The organism is Pseudothauera nasutitermitis, from assembly GCF_004801295.1.
GTDB classification, from domain to species: Bacteria; Pseudomonadota; Gammaproteobacteria; order Burkholderiales; family Rhodocyclaceae; genus Pseudothauera; species Pseudothauera nasutitermitis.
Window position 1 is genome coordinate 272209 of sequence record NZ_SSOC01000003.1, and the last position, 25486, is coordinate 297694.

At 61.4% G+C, this 25486-nt stretch carries 27 protein-coding genes and 1 pseudogene; 19 read left to right on the plus strand and 9 right to left on the minus strand.

Annotated features, from left to right (window positions below; all coding sequences use genetic code 11):
* Positions 1–26 precede the first annotated feature (26 nt).
* Positions 27–380, minus strand: a complete 354-nt coding sequence (locus E6C76_RS08580; RefSeq protein ID WP_136347822.1) for a helix-turn-helix domain-containing protein — start codon at positions 378–380, stop codon at positions 27–29.
* 467 nt (positions 381–847) lie between these two features.
* Between E6C76_RS08580 and E6C76_RS08585 the strand changes: the two genes are divergently transcribed.
* Together E6C76_RS08585 and E6C76_RS08590 are read left to right on the plus strand one after the other, a co-directional pair.
* Positions 848–1945: a DUF928 domain-containing protein gene (locus tag E6C76_RS08585; protein ID WP_136347823.1), complete on the plus strand. Its 1098-nt coding sequence runs from the start codon at positions 848–850 to the stop codon at positions 1943–1945.
* A gap of 2 nt (positions 1946–1947) precedes the next feature.
* Positions 1948–3330, plus strand: coding sequence for a caspase family protein (locus tag E6C76_RS08590; protein ID WP_230976228.1), 1383 nt, complete (start codon positions 1948–1950; stop codon positions 3328–3330).
* 20 nt (positions 3331–3350) lie between these two features.
* Here the strand turns inward: E6C76_RS08590 and E6C76_RS08595 are convergent, their stop codons facing one another.
* Complete coding sequence (locus E6C76_RS08595; protein ID WP_136347825.1) at positions 3351–3776, minus strand: ATP-binding protein; 426 nt, start codon at positions 3774–3776, stop codon at positions 3351–3353.
* A 268-nt stretch (positions 3777–4044) separates the two neighbouring features.
* On the opposite strand from E6C76_RS08595, the gene E6C76_RS08600 reads away from it, so the two are divergent.
* The 4 genes from E6C76_RS08600 to E6C76_RS08615 are packed head-to-tail and all read left to right on the plus strand — an operon-like array spanning position 4045 to position 8340.
* Positions 4045–4239: a hypothetical protein gene (locus E6C76_RS08600; RefSeq protein WP_136347826.1), complete on the plus strand. Its 195-nt coding sequence runs from the start codon at positions 4045–4047 to the stop codon at positions 4237–4239.
* 53 nt (positions 4240–4292) lie between these two features.
* Positions 4293–5708 carry a serine/threonine protein kinase gene (locus E6C76_RS08605; RefSeq protein ID WP_136347827.1) on the plus strand — a complete coding sequence of 472 codons (1416 nt, stop codon included), beginning with the start codon at positions 4293–4295 and terminating at the stop codon, positions 5706–5708.
* A 17-nt stretch (positions 5709–5725) separates the two neighbouring features.
* Positions 5726–6886 carry a UvrD-helicase domain-containing protein gene (locus E6C76_RS08610; protein WP_136347828.1) on the plus strand — a complete coding sequence of 387 codons (1161 nt, stop codon included), beginning with the start codon at positions 5726–5728 and terminating at the stop codon, positions 6884–6886.
* On the plus strand, positions 6883–8340 hold the full coding sequence (locus E6C76_RS08615; protein WP_136347829.1) for a hypothetical protein: 1458 nt from the start codon (positions 6883–6885) through the stop codon (positions 8338–8340). The genes E6C76_RS08610 and E6C76_RS08615 overlap by 4 nt, the downstream gene beginning before the upstream one ends.
* Before the next feature lie 301 nt (positions 8341–8641).
* Here E6C76_RS08615 and E6C76_RS08620 read toward each other — a convergent pair whose 3' ends face one another.
* Positions 8642–10306: an ATP-binding protein gene (locus E6C76_RS08620; protein WP_136347830.1), complete on the minus strand. Its 1665-nt coding sequence runs from the start codon at positions 10304–10306 to the stop codon at positions 8642–8644.
* Positions 10307–10334: 28 nt separating this feature from the next.
* Between E6C76_RS08620 and E6C76_RS08625 the strand changes: the two genes are divergently transcribed.
* On the plus strand, positions 10335–10958 hold the full coding sequence (locus tag E6C76_RS08625; protein ID WP_168734291.1) for a response regulator transcription factor: 624 nt from the start codon (positions 10335–10337) through the stop codon (positions 10956–10958).
* On the opposite strand, the gene E6C76_RS22620 is transcribed toward E6C76_RS08625, so the two are convergent.
* The 5 genes from E6C76_RS22620 to E6C76_RS08645 form a co-directional block, all read right to left on the minus strand.
* Complete coding sequence (locus tag E6C76_RS22620; protein ID WP_136347832.1) at positions 10886–11197, minus strand: type II toxin-antitoxin system RelE/ParE family toxin; 312 nt, start codon at positions 11195–11197, stop codon at positions 10886–10888. The genes E6C76_RS08625 and E6C76_RS22620 overlap by 73 nt on opposite strands.
* A 180-nt stretch (positions 11198–11377) precedes the next feature.
* The gene (locus tag E6C76_RS08635; RefSeq protein ID WP_136347833.1) at positions 11378–15349 is read right to left on the minus strand and encodes a reverse transcriptase domain-containing protein; all 3972 of its coding nucleotides are present in this window, start codon (positions 15347–15349) and stop codon (positions 11378–11380) included.
* A 260-nt stretch (positions 15350–15609) separates the two neighbouring features.
* Positions 15610–15831, minus strand: coding sequence for a DUF2274 domain-containing protein (locus E6C76_RS08640; protein WP_456320487.1), 222 nt, complete (start codon positions 15829–15831; stop codon positions 15610–15612).
* A complete protein-coding gene (locus tag E6C76_RS22740) occupies positions 15828–15962 on the minus strand; it encodes a hypothetical protein (RefSeq protein ID WP_456320488.1) in 135 nt (44 codons plus the stop codon). Before E6C76_RS22740 ends, E6C76_RS08640 begins: the two co-directional genes overlap by 4 nt.
* 3 nt (positions 15963–15965) lie before the next feature.
* Positions 15966–16298 carry a TrbI/VirB10 family protein gene (locus E6C76_RS08645; protein ID WP_456320489.1) on the minus strand — a complete coding sequence of 111 codons (333 nt, stop codon included), beginning with the start codon at positions 16296–16298 and terminating at the stop codon, positions 15966–15968.
* Between the two features lie 235 nt (positions 16299–16533).
* Between E6C76_RS08645 and E6C76_RS08650 the strand changes: the two genes are divergently transcribed.
* The 6 genes from E6C76_RS08650 to E6C76_RS08675 all read left to right on the plus strand — a co-directional run bounded on the left by E6C76_RS08650 (position 16534) and on the right by E6C76_RS08675 (position 20528).
* Positions 16534–17376, plus strand: coding sequence for a hypothetical protein (locus tag E6C76_RS08650; protein WP_136347834.1), 843 nt, complete (start codon positions 16534–16536; stop codon positions 17374–17376).
* Between the two features lie 14 nt (positions 17377–17390).
* Positions 17391–18077, plus strand: coding sequence for a DUF4852 domain-containing protein (locus E6C76_RS08655; RefSeq protein WP_136347835.1), 687 nt, complete (start codon positions 17391–17393; stop codon positions 18075–18077).
* 22 nt (positions 18078–18099) lie between these two features.
* Entirely contained in the window at positions 18100–18540 is a 441-nt protein-coding gene (locus E6C76_RS08660; RefSeq protein ID WP_136347836.1) for a TM2 domain-containing protein, read from the plus strand.
* 25 nt (positions 18541–18565) lie between these two features.
* Positions 18566–18997 carry a hypothetical protein gene (locus tag E6C76_RS08665; RefSeq protein WP_136347837.1) on the plus strand — a complete coding sequence of 144 codons (432 nt, stop codon included), beginning with the start codon at positions 18566–18568 and terminating at the stop codon, positions 18995–18997.
* 65 nt (positions 18998–19062) lie between these two features.
* Entirely contained in the window at positions 19063–19845 is a 783-nt protein-coding gene (locus E6C76_RS08670; protein WP_136347838.1) for a hypothetical protein, read from the plus strand.
* Positions 19846–19880: 35 nt separating this feature from the next.
* The gene (locus E6C76_RS08675) at positions 19881–20528 is read left to right on the plus strand and encodes a hypothetical protein (RefSeq protein ID WP_136347839.1); all 648 of its coding nucleotides are present in this window, start codon (positions 19881–19883) and stop codon (positions 20526–20528) included.
* Between the two features lie 135 nt (positions 20529–20663).
* Here the strand turns inward: E6C76_RS08675 and E6C76_RS08680 are convergent, their stop codons facing one another.
* The gene (locus E6C76_RS08680; RefSeq protein WP_230976205.1) at positions 20664–20885 is read right to left on the minus strand and encodes a helix-turn-helix domain-containing protein; all 222 of its coding nucleotides are present in this window, start codon (positions 20883–20885) and stop codon (positions 20664–20666) included.
* A gap of 201 nt (positions 20886–21086) precedes the next feature.
* On the opposite strand from E6C76_RS08680, the gene E6C76_RS08685 reads away from it, so the two are divergent.
* The 6 genes and pseudogenes from E6C76_RS08685 to E6C76_RS22385 all read left to right on the plus strand — a co-directional run.
* On the plus strand, positions 21087–21986 hold the full coding sequence (locus E6C76_RS08685; RefSeq protein WP_168734292.1) for a GIY-YIG nuclease family protein: 900 nt from the start codon (positions 21087–21089) through the stop codon (positions 21984–21986).
* A 71-nt stretch (positions 21987–22057) separates the two neighbouring features.
* A complete protein-coding gene (locus tag E6C76_RS08690; protein ID WP_168734293.1) occupies positions 22058–23107 on the plus strand; it encodes an AAA family ATPase in 1050 nt (349 codons plus the stop codon).
* A 12-nt stretch (positions 23108–23119) separates the two neighbouring features.
* Entirely contained in the window at positions 23120–23734 is a 615-nt protein-coding gene (locus tag E6C76_RS08695) for a hypothetical protein (protein ID WP_136347843.1), read from the plus strand.
* 148 nt (positions 23735–23882) lie between these two features.
* On the plus strand, positions 23883–24128 hold the full coding sequence (locus E6C76_RS08700) for an antitoxin (RefSeq protein ID WP_136347844.1): 246 nt from the start codon (positions 23883–23885) through the stop codon (positions 24126–24128).
* Positions 24125–24526, plus strand: a complete 402-nt coding sequence (locus tag E6C76_RS08705) for a type II toxin-antitoxin system VapC family toxin (RefSeq protein WP_136347845.1) — start codon at positions 24125–24127, stop codon at positions 24524–24526. The genes E6C76_RS08700 and E6C76_RS08705 overlap by 4 nt, the downstream gene beginning before the upstream one ends.
* A 419-nt stretch (positions 24527–24945) precedes the next feature.
* Positions 24946–25195, plus strand: a pseudogene (locus E6C76_RS22385) (transposase); the annotation flags it as partial.
* Positions 25196–25486: the final 291 nt, after the last annotated feature.

Consider the following 25486-nt stretch of genomic DNA (forward strand, 5'->3'; position numbering starts at 1 on the left):
CCTCAAACCCTCCTTAAGACATCAATCTACCTGTGGCTCTGCCGTGCCTTCTTCACCGCCTCATCGCGTTGCGCGAACGAAGCCCCAACTTCCCTCAAGGCACTCTGCTTCTCTGGTGGCGAGTGCCGGTAGTTATCCAGCAGCGCAGCCTCATCCGGTGCCAGCTCTCCTACCGAACGCTGGCCGGTGAGGATGTAGAGCACGTCTCCACCGATCTCTGCGACTTTCGCCAAGTATTCGGCGTCAGGGGAGCGCTTGCCGGCTTCGTAGTTGTGGACGGAACTGGAGGACGCCCCAATTTCAGCAGCGAAGTCCGCTTGGCTACTGAAACCAAGACGCCTCCTCTCCTCCCGAAGCCGGGATGAAATTTGCTCTCTCATATAATCTCATGTTGATTATTTGCACGATCGAACAAATAATGTGCTTGTCTTTATCTCTGTTCATGACTTTACACCATGACCCCAGCATCAATTCCCTTCCGCGAAGGCGCACAGCGAAGCCGCTCCCCCAACGGCGTTGATCAACTGCGCCGCGTCAACATCGCCTTTCTGCCAGACGAGCGCGACCTGCTGGCCGAAATGCCCGGCTGGAAAACTGCACGGCCAGCGCCGCAGCACGCCATTTGATGGTGCTGGGCGCCAGCGCGGGCTACCCCGAGCTGACAGAACAGTTCATCCAGCCCAGCCCGAAAACCGGCAAGAAAGGCTGAAGGCGCAAGGCAAACGCATGCAGAGCTTGGCCGCAGCGCGCACGGAGTACCAACGCACGCTGGCATCATACCGCCTCACTGAGCATCTCCCATCGCATCGCCTTCCCATCTGGCAGACATCGCCACAGCCCCCGCCACATGAAGCACCTCAGCACCTACCGAGCCCTCTTCATCGCGCTGCTCACCACTACGGCGTTTACCCTCGCATCGCCAGCCCACGCCACATCCCAACCACTGCCTGAAACCACCTACGCCCCACCCTCAGGCGCAGCCAGCACCGCCCCCCTCGACCGCCACGGCCTCGACCGCGCCCTCGGCACCCGGGTCTCGCTGATCCTCGCCGACCACCCCAGCCGCTGCCTGTCCGATCAGCCGACGCTGTTCTGGTACGCCTCCGGCGGCATCGAGCGAATTGAGCACGTGGTATCCGAAGCAGACACCGGCAAGCCGCTCCTCCGCCACGTCCTCCAAGCCACGCCGGACGAGGGCGGTTTTTTCGCCTTGCCGCTGGCCGACTTCGATGTGCGGTTGCGTCCGGGCATCTCCTACCGCTGGACCGCCACCCTGGCCCCGGAAGGCACCGGCCAGACAGCAACCGTGCTGGGCGGCGAGTTCTATTTCGCGGAAGCCGATGCAGTGCTTCGTGCCCGTCTTGCCGGGGCACCCAAGGAAGCACTGCCGGCCCTGTACGGTACGGCAGGCGCCTGGTGCGACATGCTGGCGTCCCTCACGGTGCTTGCGCAGACCGATACCGACCGCGCCGAAGAATGGTTCGCCCTGCGCGCACGCAGCCTGCGCCAGGTGGGGCTGGTCGATGCTGCGCGCGCCGACGAGGCGCGGTTGCCGCTGCGCGCCTTCCTGCAATCGCCCCGCGACCGCTACCGCGCGGGGGAGCGCATCCAGCTCACCTTCGGCGCCAACCGGCGCTTTCACGCACGGCTGATCTACGAGGACGCCGCAGGCCAGCGTATCCAGGTGCTGCCCAACGCCCACCGGATCGACAACGGTTTCGACGGTCACACGCGCTACCACTTCCCCACCGAATTCGACCAGGCACTGACCGTTGCCGCACCGTTCGGGCGCGAGCGCATCACCCTGCAGACAGCCGTCGATACGCTGCCACCTCTGCCGGGTCAGGTGCTGCCCAACGGTTTCGTGCTGCTCGATGAGATTGCGAACCCGGCCGATGGGCCGCCACTGGTCGAGCAGGTTCTGCATCTGGAGACCACGCCTTGACGATGAAACACTGGATCGGCCTGTGTGCCGCGCTGCTCCTTGCCCCGTTGCCTGTTCTGCCTTCGGACCGGGGGCTGGATACGAGCCGCCCGCCGGCCGCGCTGGACATTCCCGCCGAGCGGCGCGTGGCGCTGGTCATCGGCAATGCGGACTACGATCTGTGGGCGCCGCTGGCAAACCCGGTCAACGATGCGCGCGCGATGGCCGATACGCTGGGGCGCTTCGGCTTCGAGGTGATCCGCCTGGAGAACGCCACCCGCCTGCAGATGGTGCAGGCCCTGCGCGAGTTCGGCGGCGGACTGGCGGATGGCGGGGTCGGGCTGTTCTACTACGCCGGCCACGGCACCCAGGCCCATGGCGAGAACTTCATGATTCCGGTGGATGCGGACATCGAAGACGAGGACGACATCCGTCCGGCCGGAATCAGCGTGCAGGACGTGTTCAGCCGTTTCCAGCGCTCGGACAACCGCCTCAACCTGATGATTCTGGATGCCTGCCGCAGCTTTCCCGTACGCCGGGGCACGCGCAGCCCGTTGCAGGGGCTGGCACGCATGAGCAGCCCCAGCGGCACGCTGATCGCCTATGCCACGGCCCCCAACGACGTAGCCAAGGACGGCGGCGGCAAGCACAGCCCCTACACCCAGGCGCTGCTCGACACCATCAACCGCCATCCCGGCCTGAAGGTGGAAGACGTCTTCAAGGCCGTTGGCGCGCAGGTGCGCAGTGCAACCGAGGGCCGCCAGCAGCCGTGGATCGAATCCTCCATCGAAGGGGATTTCTTCTTCGATCCCCGCAAAGCGGCACCGGCCACCGTGGTCGTCAAGCTGCCGCCGCGCAGCGAGCGGCCGGCCGCACCCCCACCCGATCCGCGCAGGGAACTGGTCAAGCTTGGCATTTCATGGAGCAACCAGGGATTCGGTGACGCGTTGATGAACAGCGACCTGCAGGCGCTCGAACTTTTCTTCGCCGCCGGCTGGAATCCGCTCAGCCTCTACGGCGAGGAAGGCAATGCCCTGGCCCATTACCTCTGGCTGGCCGGCCCGATGGATGCACAACAGGCCAAACGGGTGCTGCGCCTGTTCGTCGATGCGGGGGTGGATCCCAAGGCGCCGGTGGTGCGCTTTCGCCGCCTGGATCCGATGGATTTTGCCAGCGCGGCGGCGGTGGCCTGCAATGCCGGCGCGCTGGAGGCAGCACTGCAGTCCGGAGCCGACAAGCAGGCGGCGATCGCCACCGTCCGCGCCCAGCGTGGCATCTCCCCTCCGCCGGACGGTGTGGTGGACTGCCCAGCGCAAATCGGGCGGATCGGCGAACTGCTGGGGCTGAACTTCAACTGCCGCGGCACAGCCTGGGACCGCACGGCGGTCTGGTGCGACGTCCTGTAGCGGATGGCAGATCAGCCCGCCTACGGCAAGCGGGTGACGAACTCCGCCCCGCCCTCGGACCGGTTGCCGCTGAGGACCACCCCGCCCATGTGGTGAATGACACGGCGCGAGCTGGGCAGGCCGAGCCCTGTGCCAAATGGCCTGGTGGTGGAGAAGGAAAGGGACAACTGCCCCAGGACACGGTCGACCAACCCCGGCTCGTTATCCGACACCGGGATTCTGGCATGCAACCTATCGTCCACCAGCCGCGAGCCGACTCGGACGCACCCGGCGCGCCGGCCGATCCTGAGGCCGGGGAAGATTTGTTCGGTACCGATGGGCGGCGGGTTGTCGGCCAAAGCAGTCGTACGGCGTTTGGCTTCCGAATTACCGCTATCGACCCATTGCGGTCCTTCACGTGTCAGCAGCCAACGCCTGCTGCGCAGCGGTTGCAGTTGGTCGCCCATGGGAGATCGACGGCTGCAATGGGGTCAAGAGCGGAAGTTCGTGCAAGCCCCCAGTTTGCGGAAATCGGCAAACTACCTAGCAAAGGCTTTTGACAACGCGGCCGCCAAGTAGTCAGTCGTCACTACTTCCGACGACTTCAGCGGCTACCGCGTGCAACTCGTGGGTCGCAGGCCCGGCACAAGCTATCGGCGATGGTACAGGTGCGCGTGCAGCAGGCACAACGTCGGCAAAGAGCAGCACATGCGAGCCCCAAGGCACGGAATGGCGATGGATTCGCAGGGGCTGCTGCGCGCCGATGACTGCTTCAGTGCCCTCATGTCAGCTCAAGCCAAGCACGGCTACGAAGGACTTGTGCAGAGAATCCCTGATGGTTCATCTGTTGACATGCTAGTATGTTTAGGGTACATCGAAAAACCCCAGTTTTTGCAGAAAAACCCTGCGCAATTTATTGTTTTTACATAGGCCGATTTTTGAAAATGAGGTTTTTCGAGGTACCTTTAGTGTAGGAGTGAGATATGCCGGCACTTGAACAAGAGCTTGTTAAGAATCTCAAAGAACGTCTAGTCAAGCATCTGGAATCTACGGGCGGCTATGAGTCCATTGATTTCGTTGATGCAGGAGGTTCTGCGGCAATATTCAAGGTTCAAAGAAATGACGGACTCAGGGCTGTTAAGGTTTTCAATCCTAACCTATTTTTTGGAGCACCCGCCGCAGCGAGTAAACGACGCCTTGACGTCCAGCGGCGGCTAATTGACCACAAGTGCCCCAGCCTCATCCAGACCTATTTTGCCGATGAGTCACAAGGTACGGCGATTATTGAAATGGAATTCAATGATTGGCCGCAGCTTTCGAAGCAACTTGGCAAAGTCCCAGATGATGCCATCGGTCGACTTATGGGCCAACTTGTGGATGCGGTCAAATATCTTGAAGGCATGAATATTGTTCATCGGGACATCAAACCAGAGAACATTCATATATCCACCGATTTCCAAGAGTTGAAGCTACTTGATTTAGGCGTTGCTAGAGAATTCGACAATTCTGACGAGAACGACGCCGCAATAACTGACGCGGGCGTTGGTCGACCGTTTCTTGCAACAGCACAATACAGCTCGCCGGAATATCTATTCCGACTTGATGAGCCTACCGATAAATTATGGAAGGGCTTGAACTTCTATCAGGTTGGCGCAGTTCTGCATGACCTCATTAAGAAGGAGGCGTTGTTTCAATATGAAATTCTCCTCGAAAATCGATGGCTAGTTGCTCGCGCGGTCCTCACAAAGCAACCCAGCTTCTCCGATACTGATGCGAAACGCCTTTCGGCAGAAAAGGCGCTTGCGCTTCGTTGCTTGACCAAAGATCTCGATACTCGTTTGTCTTTGGTTGGCTGGGACGAATTCCAATTCAATAAGATCGATGATCCATTAACTACTTTGAAGACCAAATTATCGAAAGGATTGGGGCATTTAGGGGAGGTCTCAAAATCAACTTCCACTGCGCGACTCGCTTACGAGCGACAGGAGTACTGCACTCGAATATTTGAGAGAGTCCGCACCGAGCTAATCGCAGCCTGCGGCACGGAATTGCCGGTAACTATGATTACCGACTACGCGAGCAATCCTGCGAATATTGCGTTCACCGTCAGTCCGGAGAAATCAATTCTTGTCCGTATCGACTGCGACGTATCCTGGAAATCTGGAGTCTATGAAAAGTCTGCCCTAATGGAGGCCGGAGCGATGTTTCAGTCGAATTCATCCGCAGCCAGGCACCCAGAAACTCCAATGAAGGCTTGCTTAGAGATGGGCATTGGAGCCGCTGAGGACGAAACAGTAACGGCTATCGCGAATAAGGTTGCCGAACTTGTAGGGCTTGCACTTTCGCGCATTGAGGCAACAGGTGGAGACGCGAGCACGCTTCAAGGTACTTCAGTCTAAATAAAGGGAGGGAATAGGTGAGATCGAGTTGGTGGCGCAAGAAGAGCGAACTGGTCCCGGAGCAAATTGATTTTATTAATTTACCACCCCAAGGGCGCTATTCGCTGGTAGGCCCGCCGGGCTCTGGCAAGACCAACCTATTGCTATTACGGGCCCAGTTCTTAGCTGGTAACGGCGATAAGAATGCTCTAATCATTACATTTACTAATTCCCTTTGCGATTTCATCCGCTCGGGGATTGGGAAATCAGGACACATCTCCGCGGGTCAAGTGATGACGTTCCACTCGTGGGCGGGAAATTACATCATTGACCAACTAGGCGTCAGCAAGAAGCCCAAGGGGAGTGCCTTTGACGAAGCAACTCGAGCCGAAATTCTTGAAAAGCTGAAGGAAGCAAACTCAAAGCGGCCATCAGAAAAGATGTACAGCGCGATATTTGTCGACGAGGCTCAGGACCTGTCGGCGGATGAACTGGAGCAGTTACTCTGTCTGAGCGACAAAATATGCATATGCGGTGATGATAAGCAGGGCATCTACTATCAAAACGGGCTGTCTATTGCGGAGAAATTGAAGCTCGAAAAGCATGAGCTGACGAGCCACTTCCGCATCGGCCAGCGAATTGCTCAGGTAGCAGATAGATTGGTTCCGCCCCCCGAAGGAGCGGCGGGGCTTGCAGCTCGAGCGAACTACAACGAAAAGCTGCAAGGTAAGTCCACCGCTGAGCTACATCCAAAGGATAGCCGCGACGAGCAGTTCGCCAAGATGGCAGAACTAATTCGTGTGCAATTGGTGGCTTTCAACGATGACAATATTGGCGTATTCGCTGGAACCAATGAGGCTATCGCGGAACTGAAGGAACGATTCGACAAAACCGAACTTGCCGGCTTGGTGGCCTACCACGGCCAGGAAGGGGGTGGTTCATTTTCGTCGGATGCACGAATTCATGTGATGACCCTCCATGGCTCGAAAGGCACAGAGTTCCGGGCCGTACACATCTTCGCAGCAGAAGAGCTTTATGGGTATCCCCTTCGCCGAACAAAGTTGGCCTATACAGGTATCACCCGAGCGCGCACGGCGTTGAACGTGTTCCGGACAGGTCCCACTAGTACAGCGATCGAAAACGCCTTTGCGAAACCTGCGCTCATGGATATGGATGCCCTCTTTGAGGAGGACGCATGACCGAAGTGATTCGATGGTTCGCCGTCGGTAGGGAAGATTTACTGGATGTGCTTCTCGGCGAAGCCTCGCCGAGCGGGCAGTCCTCTAGCAGTCCGCCTCTACCGGACCTTCGGGTAGGGAAACTAGCGCTTGGGTACTTGGACAACGACGGGGCGGAGATGTCCTCAATGTCTGGACCCTCGCTGGTGATTGTTGAGGACGAGTCCGCCACCGAAACGATGTCGTGGCTCCGAGCGTTCGCCGACGAAGCGTTTCCCATAAGCCAGTTCGCGCGAGTAGTGAAGCTCAGTGACTGGGTCACGTTCTCGTCGAAGAGGAAGAACTCGAGCCACGTTGGGAGCTTCTACCCGGAGAGGTGGGCTTCGGTCTCGATTGGTGAGGTGCTGGCCCAGGCCGAGTCGGACGTCGATTTGCGGAACATGCCGCTGTCCCGCCTCGCAAGTTCACTGACATTGCCGGTTGGACGGGCCTTCCACCTGTTTGGCAGCGGCGACGCGACGCAGCAATGCGTGGACAGACTTCGGACCATATCGAGCGATTCGAGGTTCGCCCGTAAACCAGTAACCGTTTCTCAGTTCACCCCTATATGGGCTCTATGCAACGCCAGGATTGAGGGCCATTTCGAGGTGCATGAGTCAGTTCTCATAGTAGCTGAGGCGGCGAGCGGATTTCTTCGTGACCAAGTGGACCCAGTGTCCGTAGAAGGCGGCCTCTTTCTAGAGCGGTATACGGGTCTCCGAAGCGATTCCGCGGAGGAACGCGTCATGGCATTCAACGAGTTCTCCGACGATGTTCTCAGGCTCCCTGCCTCGCAGTTGGCGTCGTCGGGTGCGTTCATGCTCGCTGCTGCCGCCTTCATGGTGGGTCGCAGCACGTCTCATGCGTTCCTATTGAATCGATTTCGGAGGGCAGCACCCGCGGCGTTTGCTTGGTTTGGCCTGATAGCCGCACTTGCCGGGTCACGCTGCTGGGATGGCGCATGGCTGCGCGCTGTCAAGGGTGCGGAGCGCCTTCTCAAGCCTCGGTTCGAATGGACCGACACCTCATCAGCAGACATTGGATGGGCTGAGTTCGCATGGCTCGCTGGCTCGCTCGACGACTTGGACCAGTTGGTAGGATTGCCCAAGATGCTACCGCGCACACTTGGGGTCGAGGTTGTACCAGGTGTTGTGCTGCAGGTTCGCCTGGGCCAGGGAAGCGGAGGCGATGAGATGCGCGCTATTCCTGAGATCTCTGCGAGGGAGCGTGCATTGACGGATGCGATCAACCAAATCCTCGAAGTTGCCCTACAGGTCCGAGGACACGAAGTGCGAAGGGAGTCCCCTGAGCGTGGTCGCTATGCTGTGCGGGGCCAGCAATCTCAACAATCACTCGACCTTGAAAACCGCTCAAGCGTCACCACAGGTAAAACGTCTCGCAGCAAAAAGGGCAAGCGTGACGCAGAGAGCACCTAAATTTGATTTCCATGCAGTCCTAACCCGAGACCTTACTGGGTCACTTCTGGATGGAAATCAACAGCGCTTGCCTTCCGTTCTTCGTCAAGCAGTGGTCGTTTACCGAGGAATGTGTGACCGGCAGTTCTCAGCCTGAAGCAGCCAGCCATGTGAATCTGCTGACCGGCTGCTAATGGCCGGCAGCGGCAGTCGCCAGCATGGCAACCCACCGACCGCTCCGGCCGAGATGCCGCCCTTGTGAGAGCGCATAGGCTGTCTGCTTCCCTCAGACACATCCCATTGACCGTGGGCAAGTGCCGATTCAATTCGCCCGCGGTAGCCGAATAACGAACTCCGCGCCGCCCCCCGGCCGATTACCCCCGTCGATGGTGCCGCCCATGCGGTGAATCGCCCGGCGTGAACTCGGCAGGCCGAGCCCGGTACCGAAGGGTTTGGTGGTAGTGAAGGAACGGAACAACTGCCCGAGCACCTGTTCGTCCAGCCCCGGCCCATTGTCCGACACCACGATCTCGGCGTGCAGCTCGTCGTCCGCCGGACGCGCGCCGACCCGGATGCGTCCGTCGTGCCGGCCGGCCAGTTCGATGGCTTCGCTGGCGTTGCGCACCAGATTGCTCAGCACACCCACCAGCGCAATGCGGTTGCCCAGCACCGCCATAGGTACCTCCGGCGCGCGCACTGCCAGTTCGCAGCCGGGGCGGCGGCCGTCGAGCAGGCTCACTGCTTCCACCTCGCGCAGGATGTCACCGACGTCCATGCGGGCCGGCGCTGGATCGACGCGATCGGCGTGCATCTGCCGGCGGATTTCCTCCAGCCGGCCCATCGCCTGGCCGACCGCCGCGTCCATCTGCGTGAGCAGCGCGGCCAGCCTTTCCGGAGGCAGGGTGTGCTCGCGGGCGCGTAGTTGGATGGTTTCGATGCCGCTCACCACGCCCTGCAGCGGCGAATGCACTTCGTGCGCGATGGCTGCGGCCAGTTCGCCCATCAGCAGCACGTGGGCGTACTGTTCGATCTGACGCTCGTTCTCGCGCAGGCGGTGCTCGTAGCGGCGGCGGATCTGGCTGGCCAGCAAGGCGCTCAGCAGCACGCCGAGCAAGGTCACCGTGGCACCGACCAGGAAAGGCTGGGCGCGCAGCCAGCGGTCCGGCGTGGCCAGCACGGAGAGTTCGAAGTGGTGGTCGGCGAAGGCGATGCGCTTGCTGCCCAGCAACCAGCCTGGTTCGCCGCCGCGGCTGTCGAAGATGGTCGTGTGCAGGATGGCCTCATCCGCCTTGCCAGGCTGGTCGATGCTCACCCGTAGCGCCACGTCGCGGGTTGCGCTGTCGGCCAGCGCTTCCTCGAACATGCGCCCGATGTCCAGCCATGCGCCCACCCAGCCGAGGTAGTCGCGCGCCGCCGCCTCGCTGCCGGCACGAAAGGCGGCCGGACGGTAGACCGGCAGCTTGTAGCCCAGCCCGACCCGTTCGCCGGCCAGCCCGTCGGAGACCACGCCGACCCGCCCGAACCCGGCCACCGTGGCCGGGTCGTCCGCGCTCAACGCCAGCGCGCTCGATTCCAGGCGGATGCCGCCGAGCGCGGACTCCATGCCCACCGCTTCCTGCACCGGCACGTACAGGGTGGCCGGGACCGCTTCGGTGTCCGGTGCGCTCACCTCGGGAATGCTGGCCACGTATTCCACCCGCACCAGGCCGGGGTAGCGCGCGTCCAGGCCGAGGTTGTCGATATACTGCTGAAATTTCTCGCTCGGCAGGTTGCCGAAGGTGTCGAACAGGCTACGCAGCCCGAGCAGCATCGAGCGGTATTCGCCCACCCAGCGTTCCGTGCGGTTGAGCAGGGTGTCGGCCTGGAAGCGCAGTTGCCGCTCCAGCATCTGCTGCGCCAGGTAGGTGCCACCGGCGCCCAGCAGCACCGCCAGCCCGATGCCGATGGCGAGCGTCCAGCCCGACAGCGAATGCTTGCCCGTGTTCAACCCGTTTCCATCCCGCTCCGATCACGCCATGAACGCCCTGCGCATCGCCATCATCGACGACGACCCGCACGTCCGCACCGGCCTGGGCAACACGCTTGATGCCCTGGGGCACCGGGCCGACGGCTTCGATTCGGCCACCACCTTCCGCGATGGCGCCAACCCGTGCGATTATGACGCGATTCTGCTGGACTTTTTCATGCCGGGGCTGAACGGGCTGGATCTGCTCCGCCATTTTGCCGATACCGGCGTGGATACCCCGGTGATCATGATCAATGCCGGCGCCGACGGCGAGGTCGGCCACCAGGCCCACGAACTGGGTTCGGTGCAGTGGCTGCCCAAGCCGGTACGCCAGATTCCGCTCATCGAGGCGCTCAACCGCTCGCAGGAAATCCGCGCCGCGCGGCGCAGTGCCGGCATGGCCAGCGACGACATCGGCGCGGCTGAAATCTCCCGCCTGGAACAGATCACCACTGCCGAATGGAAGGTGCTGCGCCTGCTGGTCAAGGATCTCTCCAGCAAGGCCATCGCCCGCGAACTCGGCATCTCCGACCGTACCGTGCACAGCCATCGGGAGAGCATCTACCACAAGCTCGACACCCGCTCCACGGTGCGCATGTACCGCCTGCTGTGCGCAGCGGGGCGGTGTGCCTGAGCCGCCAGAACGGGCAAGGGCCATGGATCGTTGATGCGGATGCTCCACTGCCCGGTACGGTCGCCCACCAGCTTTTCAAGGCGATTGCTGGGCGGAATACGCAAGTCCTCCATCCGTTCGGCCCGATTCGACCCCCCAAAAATGGCCTGCGTCAAACCCTTCGTGCAAATCAAGTGAGGCTTGAAACCATATATCGGGCAATAGGTTAGCTCTGTTTCGTGCCGCTTGCAGGGGGGCATGGTTGTGGCCTAGGAGCCACATGAGAGCCTGGGGAAACCAAGCCGAAGCGCGCTGTGGCGGGGCGAATATCAAAGTGCCAACGGACTTGTTGCTCTACCTGGCCTATCTTTTCGCAAGCCGATCGGGCGTATCGCTCATGGGGTCCTTGCTGCTTCTGAATTGCACTCTTCGGGTTCCATTCACCGGGGCCGCCCCTTGTATCCAGCCGGCGGCGCCTTTAAAGCTTTCGGAGCCTTGGCTATGGATGTGGATTTGAATAGAGAAGGGTCAACTTCGAACACGCTGACAGCGACTTGCTGATTTCCATGCACATGTGCAATGAGGCGCTCGTGCTTGGGTAGAGGCACCTGCGCGGTCGACCCGCCAAACTCGCCTGAGTTGGCAAGGACAACTGGTTGATACATGTGGAAATGCAACGCAGCCACCATATTGTCGAACGTCTGCACGTCTTGGTTCAGCGCTGCGACCAAAAACATATCCGACCTGTCGCGAAGGTCGGCCACAAGGTCCAAGTCCGTCGCGTCGTAGCAAATGGCCGCTGCAATGCGTGTGCGGGTCTTGGCGCCAATCGGCAACTCGACCAGCGTCACATGTGGCCGGTGGCCCTTCACCCCCATCCTCACCTCGTCCTTCATCGGATGCTGCTTGCCTTGCCAAGCGTACTGGAATGCCCGCCCGTGGCCTGCAGACTCAGTTCGAATCAGCCACAGGCCTTGATTGACGATGCCGCCAGCCTTGCGCGAATGAAGGAATGTCAAGCCGGTAAAAATGTTGGCTCGGATCTTGTCTGAAAGTCGTCTCAGCAAAAAGACGTGCTCCGGATGCACGGCCAACTCTGGGAACAGAATGACATCGACTACCGGATCATCGCTCTTGTTGGATGTGGTCGCAGAGCTTGCCGATGACCAGGTCTTGAGCTTCTGATGAGTCAGCCTGCAAACCTCAGCCAGATGGCGGCGATGTTCTGCCAAAGTTCCCGGCGTCCAATGCGTCGGGTCTTTGTCATCAAACTCTTCTCGCCGCGGGCGCATCGGCTGAACGATGGCCACGCGCAGTGGCCTATCCTGCAAGGGCTCATGATCATCGACAGGCACCACGTACATCGGTGTCTTGCTTCGGTGGCCAAACAGTCTGCGCTGCGCCACGATGCGCTCTTGAACAAGCGCGAGCAGTTCGGCTGCGGTCCGAACATCGCCCGCTGCCGACGCTGCGTTTGCGCGAAACTCAACTCCTGGCCATTGCAGGAGCGTCGAAAGCAGGCTGGAGAGCCACGGCGACACTGGCCCAGGCTCGTCCAGCAACCCACGTCCGGAGTTCAAAAGGCCGAAACGACGTTTGAACCAGGTGCTGCGCAGGCCACTGTATCGGCCCACCTCCTCAGTGACAAGGTAGCGACGGCTCGTGAAGTCAAACTCTCCGGTAAGGGCCGAGCGCAGGATGCGCCCCAGTCCGTAGAGCCAAGCCTTTTCGGGTGCCACCCAAGGAGGACTGTCATACAGCGGGTTTGTCGCATCGCCTCCTTCAATTGACTCCACATGCAGGAAGCCCGGCTGCTCAGGCATCTCCGATAGTTTTTGCCAATCCTCGCATCGAAGCATGATGTCAACGGCGCTCTTCCCAGCGGATAACTGCTCTTCTACGCCCTGGTAACGAAGTAACGCATCAATCAGCATGAGCAGAGCATTTTCCTGGTCGAAAAGGTTGCTAGGCTCGCTGATGATTTGCAGGAGGGACTGGGCACCCTTCAACTTAGCCTGGGGCCTCCGAGAGTTGCTTGTCCGCTTGCTGGCTTGGACCAACGCGGCTGGCACAAATTGGCGCCAGTTCGCGGCCCGTCGCCCACTCAGCGCTGCCATCAACAAGTCCGGACGACTCAGCGCCACGGATTGCACAACAGCCTCCCGAATCCCTTCGTCATCTGTGCGCCGCAACCCTTCCGACAACCACACACCGAAGCGCCGTACATTCGGCTGCAGCTGCTGCGCCACGATCGCTAAGGGTATGACATCTCTCAGCGCTTCACCCCGCACGGACTCAAACAGGGCCGCGCGTTGCAATGCGGCGTACGTCTGTACCTCGGGAGCAACTTCGACCACCATAGCGAGTGACGCATCACCGATAGAAGCCAGATAGAGGTGGGCCTGCTGGCGGAGATACCAAGGCGATGAAGTCCGTTCGGTCAAGATGCGACGCGCGATTCCGCCGAGGTCCTCGCGGTAACCTTGAATATCAACGCCCTCCGGGTAATCCTCCGGCTCACGGAAGCCAGTCTCCACCGCACCCGCTCGCAAAAGGTCCGCCAGGACATACTCTGCTACGCGCACTTGCCTGCGCTTTGCTGCGTCCAGATCCGCCGCCACGTCGAAAAGCTTGATGCTGAGTGCCTCGGTCACGGGACTCAACAGGCGGGGGTGAGGGAACAGGTCCAAGCCACACCGCAGCAGCAAGACCAGCGCAGGATTCTCGGCCCAGCATTTGATGAGCTTGCGTGCCGTGGATTCGAACTCATGAGACAGCACCACTCCCTGTGTCACGTGGTCACTAATAGTCTCGGACGAGCCAGCCGGACTTTCGAGGTGCGTCATCGCCAACCGATGCCGCATCAACTGGACAATTCGCGTCGCGACGAACCGTTTCACGGTGTCGTCTCTCACGTCAGTGTTGGGCACGGCAACCGTAGCCAATCCCAATCGAGATGGCGCGGGATCGGCGACGCTTTCAATCTGCTCAGATACCCACAACAGCCCATCAAGGCCGCCCGCCGCCTGTGCCAGAGACTCTAGGTCAAAGGTCCCACTCAACTCTGCGTTAAGCATCTCCATCAAAGCCGACACGTGACTCTGCGCCGAGATCGCTCGGTATGAGGTGGTCACGCACTTATCTAACGACAGTTCGAGTGATCTCCGCGCACCGATGCGCTCGCAATGTGCCTTCAGAACTGAGGTCACATAACTTTTGACATGTCCCAACAACGCAGCCTGACCAAGCCCGCCAGCCCCACTCTTGGCCTCGACAACGAGACGCATGTCATCGACATATCTGCAGTAGTCCAGCAGCTTGACGTCGCCGCCGACCATGGCGCCATCGGCTGCAGACTTCTGCATGTCGCGGTCGAAACGAATCAAATAGGCGTTTGCCAGAAAGCCCGAGGCGACGAGTCCTTGGGGCAACCCGAGCTCAAGCTCTTGATGCTCTTCGCCGCGAATCAATGCGGCCTCTTGCTGATCATCAGCGCGCCACTGCCAAGAGAAGATTCGCGCAACTCGCTCCCAGAATTGTGCGTCTGCCGCCACCCAGTCAGGCAACCCGTGTTCCGACTGATGCTCCTCCTCAAAGACTTTCAACTCTGCGAGCAAGGCGTCGCGATCGACATGATCAAAGAACGACTTGATATCCAGAGACACCACGAACAGCTCTCGCCGTGGCCGCAGTTGATGCGCCAAATCCGCACATACACGACGAGGGCGTGCGAGGAAAGCCCGGTAATCTTGGAAGTACTGGCGATATGTTCTGCTGTTTCCCCAGGAAAATTTGGCCCGGGGCCGGACGCCAGCATTAGCTTCCCATGTGCAGTGCAGCCGATTGCCATAGCTCACCACCCCACTGGCGCGCATTGCCCCTATATCTGCGCCCGTCGTATCGCCCTGCGCGGACTCAACAGCTTCCGCCAAGCACATCATTACCGCCGTCGCCAAGGTTTGGTCACGAATAGACAAGTGGGCCAGTGGTCGCAGCTTCAGGCGTGGCTGTTCTTGTTCTGTCTGCACACCAGGATTTTCTCCCAGACTTGGCTCGCTGGGCGTCCAATCGTCAAACGTCGGCTCACTGCCTAGGTCATCGACGTTAAGCTCCAACAACTGTGCGGAAGTAATCGTGGGTGTCGGGCGAAACCACCAATGAGCGTTCTTGGGCGCGGGAACGAGCTGCAAATCCTTCGGTCGGAAATCGGCTTGGCAAACTTCCACTGTCCATTGCTTTAGTTGGTTTTCTAGGTCGATGGTCGAAGCGTCCAACTCCAAGACATCCGCATACCAGTTGTGGCGGCGGATGTAGGTGTGCGACTTCTTCCATGCCTGTGCGAGGACAACCACGTCGCAGAGCTTATCGCCTCTCGGCGGAAGATCTCGATACTCTTCTTTGATGATAGACACTCAACTCCCCCGTTGTTCTTGGTGCGCTCGCGTCCCCCGAACACCTGTCCGCATAGGAAGTCAGGCTAAATCCCAACAGGTTAGGATGAAGCTGCAGCTTGGATTGCAGTGCCTGCGCTGCGCATTAGCCAAATTCAACGCAAAATGTTGCGCGCCACGGCGCTTCTAGGGCGCAACAGATACCGTCATGACGATGCGCTGAACTGGCCGACTCCAGACATTATAAAATTCAGTTTAGGTTTTGTTACTTCCTATCTAGTTTATCTTTTCCTGAACCCTCGATCCCCCGCCATGAAGGCTTCGAGCATGTGTGGGATCAGCGTCGGCGCCTCAACCGCTTCGCCGTAGGTCTGCGCGTGCAGCGCGGCGTAGCGGCCGAGGTCGGTTTTCAGGCTGGCCGGGCAGGCAGGCAGGCAAAGGTCAGCTTCGTGGATTCCATCTTCGGCAGCGGCCCCAGCCGCAGCTTTTTTGGTCGTCGTCATCGTGAAGTCCCCTTGTTGAAGAAAAGCGGCTGGTACGGCCGCAACACCAGATCGCGGTTGACGATGATGCGTACCGGGAAGCTGGGGCGCTGTGTCAAGGTGGGCTGGATGTTGAGATTGCGCCAGGTCACTTCCTAACCGACCTTGGTCACCGTGTCTTGCAGGCTGTCGCGGCCGGCGATGATGACGCGGTCACCGTCCTGCCGGTTCTCCGGTGCGGCCAGCTCGGCACCGATGCCCAGCAGCGTCGTCAGCGCCGCACCGGCAAAGATGCGATCCCAATGCCAATCCACGTCATCCTCCAGGCCGGCATAGCCGGCCGGGTCGGTGCCTGCCAGGTTGTCGAGCGTGAGCGAAGACGTGTCGAGCAGGATGATCCGGTTCCACACCACCTGCACGCGGCTCTGCCCGTAGCTGACCTGGCTGTTGTAGCGCCCGAGGATGCGCGAACCCTGCGGGATCAGCAGGAACTTGCCGGTACCCGCTCCTCACGCAGCCGTGCGGCTGGAACACCGCCCTTGATTGGCACCCTGCGGGTGGGCATCTCGGTATGACCGGCCCCAGTACCCGCAATTTACGGATCACCCCAGGCAATATTGCCCACCATCTACCCCTATGCACCGGTAATCCGACGAATGGGCGCGCCGCCGCCCGCTCCCTACCATCCGTCATGTCCTCCACAGCCTCCGAAAAGGGTTCGACATGCGCGGAAAGATCGTCCATTACAGTGCCGACGCCGGAACCGGCGTGGTCTTCGCCGACGGCCGGCAGTTCGACTTCAGCATCCGTCACTGGCGCCACGAGAGTGCCCCGCAGCTCAATCGCACCGTCGAGCTGACGTTTGACGGCGAGACCCTGACGGCGCTCGCGCCGGTGGGCGAAGACGTGCTGCTGAAGGAGAAGGCCGCCGCGCTGAAGGAGAGGCTGGGCGGCGCCGGCCAACTGATGGGCAGCGCCGGCCAGTTGATCGGCAGCAACGGCGGCGAACTCGGCCGGCGTACGCTGGCGGCCGTGGGCCTGCCGGTGCTCATCGGCTACGCCGTATTCCTCGTCGGCAGTTTATGGTTCCAGCGCCAGATGAGCGCCGTCACGCTGCTGGGCTGGGGTTCCGTGCTGCTCCTGCTGCTCGCCTATGTTTCGCTGCTGGCGCCGGTCTTCCTGCCCGACCGGCGTGCGCCGCTGGCCTGGCTGGCACCGCTGGCCGTGAGCGTGCTGCTGGCGCTCAGCGTGTGGGTGGCCTTCCCGTCGCAAGGCGAGCGGGACCGCTTCGACGCCATGAACACCGGGCTCATCGTCAGCGAGATGAAGGGCCTCGCCGCCGAGTTCTCCCAGGCGGGCCAGGGCGCCAGGAATCTGTTCGGCGACCTGCTGCCCGGCGGCAACCTCTCGCGGTCCACCAACAACATGATCATGCGCGCCTACCCGCAGGAATACGAAGAGGCCGTCACGCGCTTCCTCATCAAGAGCGCGATCGCCGCGCTGCTCACCTTGGGAGCCGCCATCGGCCTGGGGGTCGCCGGCCTGCGCCGCGCACGGCGCGCCTGAACCCGCCGGGCGCCATGCGCTTCCCGCATCCGCGCGTGTGGCTGTGTGCCGCGGCGGCGGCCCTGCTCGCCGCCTGCGGCCCGGCCGATGCCCCGGATGCGCAACGCGCCGCGCCGCCCGCGCGCAGCCAGCCCGACCCGCACACCCCGGCCGGGCAATACCTCGAAATCAGCAACGGACTGCACCTGATGCTGCACTACCACGCCCTGTCACGCGACAACGTCCCGTGGGACAAGCTCGCCGCCGCGGCCGATCCGGCCTTTCTGGCCACGGAGAACCGCTTCGAGCGCCAGGAGTTGCTGCGCAGCCTGCGCCCGCAGCTGGAGGCGCAACTCGCCCAGCACGGCGAGAACCGCTACATCGTCATCCCCATGCAGGTCCAACTGGCGGCCTACGACTTCCACCGCCGGGGCTTCCCCGTACATGGCTTCGCCGCCGACAGCTACCTGCGCTTCGGCCCGCAGGACTACGCGCTGAGCTTTACCAACGGCGCGGAGTTCTCGCTCGTGCCCATCGCCGACGAACAACTGGCGCGCGAAATCGAGAACCTGCGCGCGGCCCGGCCCAGCGAACGCTACCGGGCGCGCGTGCATGCCTACGCCCAGCACACCACCGAGCAGGCCGGGCAGTACACCGTGCGCGCCCAGTTGCTGAAGGTCAGCATTGAGCGGCCGGATGGTTCGGTCTGGTTCACCTACTGATTCCCCCGTCTGGAGTACCCACATGAAAGGCAAGATCCTCGCTTACGACGCTTCCACGCAAACCGGCCTGATCGCGGGCGCAGACGGCCAGCGCTACCCTTTTCCGGCGGGCGAATGGCAGTCCCCCGGCACCCCGCGCACCGGCGGCAGCGTCGATTTCACGCCCCACGACGGCGAGGCCCGCGGCCTCTACGCGGACACGGCTGGCTGCGGTTCGTCGAAGAAGATTCCCGCCGCGCTGCTGGCGCTACTGCTCGGGGTGTTCGGCGTGCACAAGTTCTACCTGGGCTACACCAAGCAGGGGCTGATCATGCTGCTGGTGTTCCTGTTCGGCATCGTGCTGCTGGGCATCCCGTCGATGGTCATCGGGATCATCGCCTTCGTCGAATTCATCCTCTACCTGATCAAGCCGGACGAGGAATTCGAGCAGACCTACGTGATCGGCCGCCGGCCCTGGTTCTGACACCGTGCCTCCGCTCCGGACCTTCATGAAACGCGGCCTGCTGCTGTTCGCCAGCCTGCTGGCACTGGCGTGCTCGCCGCCGCCCGGCACCCCGCCGATCGACGACCCCGCGCTCGCCCGCCAGATCGCCGAACGCTGGATGGCGGACAACATCGACGAGCTGGCCAGCTACATGGCGGCGGAACTGTCCACGGATTTCTCCGCGCTGCTCAGGCCCGTGCTCGCCGCCGCGGTGAAGCACGGCATGCATTACAGCTACCACCCCAGCCGGCTGGATGAAAGAACCTGGCAGGTTCGCGTGGAAGCCTTCAACTCGTTCGACCTGTCCCCGTTCGGCGTATCGAAGGACGTCTCCGCGAAGGCGCGCTTCGACCTCGCCATCGATGCCCAAAGCCATGCCGTGCGCAGCTACAGCTTCAAGCCTTCGGACATGGGCTTCACCTTTACCGCCCGGTAAGCGCCATGCCGGCCCTTTCCCTTGCCTTTCTTCGGAACAGAACCCACCGCCACAAGGAGCATCCGATGTCTGCCACCCGCCTGCTTGCCACCTTCGCCGCCGCCACGCTGCTTGCCGCCTGCTCGGACGGCGGGCGCCCCGACGCGCAACTGACGGTGCCCGACAACCCGACCACCCGCGCCATCGCGGAGAACATCCGCCAGAACGACGAGGCGGCGCAGCAGCGCCAGGAGGCTGCGGAACTGGAACGCAAGCGCCAGGCGGCGCTGCCCGATGCCGATTTATCCACCCCGCTGGAAAGCTACACCCCGCTGCGCTCGGGCGCCCAGTTGATGCAGCTGTACTACGCCGTCTCCGGCCTGCCGGTACCGTGGGAACGGCTGGCCGGAGAAGTCAGCAACGACTATCGCGCGACCAGCGACAGTTTCCAGAAGCAGGACATCCTCCAGGCCCTGCGCCCGCGCCTGGAGAAGGAGATCGCCGACTTCGCCGCCAACCGCTACATCGCCTTTCCGGTGCGTTTCGACGTGCAGCCCTATGACCACGAGCGCGGCGGCTTCCCGATCCACAGCATTGCCGCCGATACCTCCTACGGCTTCGGCGGTTCGAGCAGCCGCTACGCGCTGTCCTTCCTCAATGCGGAAACGTTCCGCTTCGCCCGCATCGAGGATCAGGAACAGGCACGCACCATCGAGGCCGAACGCGCGCAGCGGTACGGCCGCTTCAACGCCACGATCCACGCTTTCGTGCGCGATGCCGTCGACGAGTCCGGCCGCTACATGATCAAGGGCCAGATTGCCAGGATCGTCGTCGAAAGCCAGGACGGCCGCATCCGCTTCGAATATTGAGCCGATTGGCGCACCTACCCATCCAGGCCAGCACGATGAGCGACTTTATCCACGACGGGAAACGCCTGCGTTTCTGGCCGGTGACCGGCGAGGTCATCGGCAGCAGCAAGCACAGCCAGACGCAGGTTTACGGCGGAGGCGGCGGAGGCTACCTCCACCAGGGCACCGGCTACCTCAGCGGCGGCCAGATTTCCAGCAGTTCGGTGACCTGCCATGAGTTCTGGCTGCGCCTGGACGACGGCACCGAAATGCCGGTTTCGCTGCGGGGCGTGGACATCCCCCTGCGCGCCGGCCAGCGCATCACACTGATCGCGGGCGGGCCGGCGAACGTGGATGAGGGCCAGTACTGCATCCTCGTCAATCACTCGGCGAATCGCTACTGGTTCATCTACGGCGCGAAGGGTCTGAACGAGCGTTACGGCATCGAAGTGGCCAAAGGGCGAACCATCGGCCTCATGCTTCTCTATGCTTTCAGTCTGATTGTCCTCGACGGCATGCTCGGCTTGAACGATTGGTTCAGTCAGTCCTTCAACAATGATCAGCAGACGCTGATCGTGTTGGGAGGGCTGCTTGCCTACCCGATCTACCGCCACATTCGGCGCAAAGTTCGCACCGGCCGGCTGGTGCGGCGGCTCGAAGCACACTTGCGCAACTTGGCGCTGCAGGCGTTCGGACAAGCCTGAACGCGCGGCAGGGCAAAGGCCCTTTCGCCGTCACCCCTCAGATGGCATCTCCACCACGCCCGGCTGGCCGCCGGGCTTTCTGCGCTCGCCCCTGCGGCCGGATGTATGCAGGGCGACCAGCATCGCTGATGCTTCCTACGACGGCATTTGTTCGTCGGGGATGTATTCGACCAACTGTTCGATGCGGCAGTTGAAGTACGCGCAGAGTCGGTCCAGTACATCCGACGTCACGTTGTAGCCCTTCTTGTTGGCCAACTTGGAAAGCGTAATCCGATGCACACCGGCGCTTTCCGCTATCTCCAGCAGCGTGATCACCCGTCCCTCTTTGAACTCGCGGTCGGCGATCAACTCCTTCAAGCGAAATCTGAGCATCGCATCACTCAATAAACATCTGTAGCGCAATCCTAGCAGATGTTGTTGACAAGCTTCTCTTGGTGTGCAAAGCTGCATTCCAATGTATATCAAACGCTACGTTTGAATTCCGAAAAATCATTCCAAAGAACCGGCGTAGTTCATCCCAATTCAACCGAATCATTCTTCCATCCAGTGGAGACAAACATGCAACCCACCACTCAACCCCCATCCCCTCTGCCCACCGTCTTCGGCTCGGGCCTCTTCCTCTACTTCCTGGACGACCAGGAATCCGGCCTGGTCAAGATCGGGCACACCGAACACCCCTGGCGGCGCATCGCCACGGTGGCCGGCCGCCATCTCAGCATCGACCTGGCCGAGAGCATGCTGATCGAGGTCGATACGCGCCAGCTCGAATTCATCGTGCACTCGGTGTTCAGCGACGCCCGCCGGCCGCGGCGCGAGGGTGGCGAAGGCAGCACGGAATGGTTCGAGCGCTCGATCCTGCCGGAGGCGATCGAACTGTGCCATTACGTGGGGCAACTGCGCGGGCGCCAGTATGTGGTTCAGCGTGACCTGCGCGGCTTGGTCAGTACCGCGAGCAGGATACGGGCCCGGGAGCTGGAACGGCGCAGCCGCCCGCTGAGCCGGGCGGTGCGCCAGCAGTGCTCCCCCGAACGGGCCGCACAGCAGTTTCTGGCGATCCTCGCCGAGCGCACGATCGACCTCGTGGTCACGAATGGCGAATCCACGGTCCTGTGCCGCCGCGTCGATGACGACGAGCCGCATCGCCGGGGCCGGCGGCTGGACGACCCGACGCGCTGGGCGGTCCGCCTGTATGCCGCTGCGGAAGTGGTGAGGCCCGGCAGCAAGCACAACTTCCAGGCGATCACCTCATTGCCCGTCCAGCGCCAGGGGGACCATTACATCGAATACATCAGCCTGGTGGATCGGTGGCAGAACATCGTGGCACGCCAGGACGATTCCCCGGAATGCCGGTTCCTGACCCCGGTGGCCGAGGCCCTGGCGAAGTTTCCGACCCGGCGCTTGCCGAAAGGGCGGGACGTTTTCGATGCCTATCCCGAACGCGTGCGCGGGCGGATGTGATGGAAGGGACGCGGGTACACCGCAGCATCACGCGGCGCACCGCTGTGCCGGCATCTGCGCCAAGCGAGGTGGTGAGCCCGGCCCTGGCCGCGTTGCGCGAGGGCGTGAGGGCGTTCCGCCTGCGCATGCGCGTGGCGCGCGAGGCCGAAGCGGAAGCGTGTACCTACGGGCGGGAGCGCATGGTGCGCGTGTTCGATCCGACCCGGCAGCCCGGGAAGACACTATCGGGGGAGCGGGACATCCGCCGGCGCCAGGAGGAAATTCTGGCGTTGCTGAAGCAGCGCGGCCCGCTGCGCCTGATCGGGGCGGAAAGCGGCCTCGCCTTGGCGGAACGGCTGTCCGTACTGTACGACTCGCATCCGAACTTCAGCGCGGCGACGGACTACGTGCTGCAGGAAGAGATCCTGGCTCGGCACCGTGGTGAAGGGTTGTGCGGGCTTCGTCTGCTGATTCACGGCGGGGCGGGGCTGGGCAAGACGGACTACTGCTTGCGCCTGGCGGAACTGCTCGGCTTGCCGGTACGGGTGATGGGCATGTCGAGCGCGCAGGCAAGTGCGGGGCTAGGCGGGTCTGAGACCTATTGGGGGAATACTCAACCCGGGCATGTTTGGAGCGACCTGATTCAGGGCGACTATGCGAACCCGGTGTTCGTGCTCGACGAGATCGAAAAATCCGACAAGCGGGCAGGCGACCCGCTGGGGGCCCTGTATCAGCTGCTCGAAGAGCGCACAGCACGCGCATTCGAGGACAAATCGGTACCGTGGTTGCCTGTCGATACCCGCTACGTAATCTGGCTGGCGACCGCGAACGATGTTTCAGGGCTGCATCCGGCCATGCTGTCACGCTTCACGCTGATCGAGGCTCGGGAGGCGACCCGTGGACAGCGTGAACAACTGGCCCAGACCCTGTACCAGGCGGTGCTCGATGAACATGGACTACGCGGAAAACTGCCGGAGGCACTGGACCGCAGGGCGCTGGAGCGACTTTTGAATGGCAGCGTACGGGACATGAAACGGGTTCTGCGCAGTGCGGTGGCCTGTGCGCTGCGCAGTGGGGACGGGCGTATCCAGGTGCCGCTGGCGCAGGACACGGGGCCCCGGTGCATCGGCTTCATTCAGTGAAGGGAGGACAGTATGGAAACGACCATCGACTGGAGCCAGATCATGGCGTGGGGCACGGACCGTGCTGACTTGCCCAATGCGCTCGGGCAGCAGGTGCAGTTGCTGTCGAAGGTACAGCATCCGCAGCGCAGTGACTTCGCGGGAAAGCCCGGCGATGAAGCCGTGGAGATTCCGGAGCGGATGGGAGAGCGGCTGGACCTGCTCGCAAAACGCAATGAAACCTTCGATCCGGCCGTTTCCATGCTCGCCCTGCAGGTCACACAGAGGGTGCTGCTTACCGCGGTGAAGGACATGGGGGCACGGCGGGTCGTCGAAACCATCCTGGGCGAGAAGACGGAGCTGTGCCTGGCCAAGGACTGGGCGGAGTGGTTCGAGGAAGGTGCGTACTGGCCGGACCTTCTGGTGCAGCACTGGCGTACGGTCCTCAAACAGGCGGTCGAACAGTTGGCCGAATGGGCCCGGGAGCAAGGCAGTGAGGAGGTCGATGGGGCGCAGGAGGCGGTTCAGGAGCTGGCCTCCACGGTCATGCGGCTGACGCCGCGCGAGGTGATCCCGCAGGCGGTGTTCGAGAAATTCTTCGAAAAGACGGACGGCCCCGAGGGGGAACAGCAAGCTTCAGAGTGGTGAAATACTCTACCCTTGGGCAGAACTGCTTCCTTACCAAAGCTGCTCGCTCTTCTCTTTCTGGCCTTCTCGGCAAGACCCACCCTATTGCACTTGCGCTCAAACACCCGCGGAGATATATTTTTGATATATCTCATTAGGAACGCTAAACATGGATACCGCCAAGATCTTCTGGTCCGGCCGCTCGCAGGCGGTACGGCTACCCAAGGAATACCGCTTCGAAAGCGACGAAGTGCGCATCCGGCGACATGGTGCCGCCATCATCCTCGAACCGGTCAGCAGCGACTGGGCCTGGCTGGATGCCTGCGCAGGCGAGGTGGACGCCGACTTTGCACAGGCCACAGAGGAACACCCTGCTGAGCAAGCACGCCCGGAACTGGACCACCTGTTCAAATGACCCCCCGTTACCTGCTGGATACCAACGCGGTCACCGCCCTGCTCAGCGGGATCGACAATCCTGTGAGCCAACGGCTGCGCCAGCACACTCCGGCAGAGGTGGCCATTTCCTCGATCGTCAGCCACGAATTGTTCTACGGCGCTTTCAAAAGCCAGCGCACTGAGCATAACGTCGCGCGCGTCGATGGCTTGCGTTTCGAAGTCCTTCCCTTCGACCACGAAGACGCCCGCTGCGCAGGCCAGATTCGCGCCCAACTGGCCAAAGCCGGCACGCCCACCGGCCCCTACGATACCCTCATCGCTGGACAGGCACTGGCCCGCGGCATGACCCTCGTCACCCACAATCTGGCGGAATTTCGCCGCATCGGCGGATTGCTGGTCGAAGACTGGCAGCGCTGAGCCGGGCGTCAGAATTGCCTCTGGCAAACCCCAGCAGAAAACTCCCAGTCCTGTTACAGCTGCGCAGCCTGAGAGCTCAGGCGCATGAATTCTTGCAGGCAATCTTCCTTGCCAGCACCGCGGCAATAGCTTCCATTATTGTTTTCAAATCAATGCCGGCACATAGGTGCCGGCATCCGTTACTGCAATGGCCTGTCAAGGATATATCCTTGCATTGCCCAAGCGTTACCGAAAGAAATGCAAGGATGACATAATTGCAGTAACGGGGGCAGGTCTCCAAGTCCTGTTTTAGATACGTTACCTGCCCCACCTTGAAAACAAGAAATCATATTCATTTTTGCCTGCAAGCCGCGATCTGTTCCGGGCTTGTTGGACCAGTTGAAACTTGAGAGGGTGGCTTCCAAGAAGAAGAGGAAGTCATGCGCAAGAGCCGTTTTGCAAAAGAACGGGTGGCCAAGATCCTGCGGGAGGCTGGCCGCTCGCCGGTCGTGCAAATATCGAAGAAGCACGGGGGTGAGCGAGCAGACGATCTACATGTGGCGCAAGCGCTTCGGCGCCATGAGATCGGACAAGGTCACGCAACTGCAACGACTAGAGACGGAGAACGCGCGCCTCAAGAAGATGCTGGCCGGGCGGGATCTGGAAATCTACGCTACGACAGAGATTGCACAAGAAGTGGGAATCTGCACTCGGCAAGAATTGGCGTTTTTTGTCTAGAGCAACTATCCGCCGAACCCGCCAAACAGCCCCGTCACGACTGTGGATATCAAATTCGAGCGACTGAATTCACCATCCACAACGGACAAATCCATCCTTAGCACCCAGACCATCGTGGCACATCCAATGTCCCTGAAAACAAAAACTTGAAATCAAGTAAAAACAGCACAATAAAGAAAGTCACTGGGAAGATTTATCCGCAAAACCAAGGCAGATTTATCCACTTCGACAGGACAAATCCAT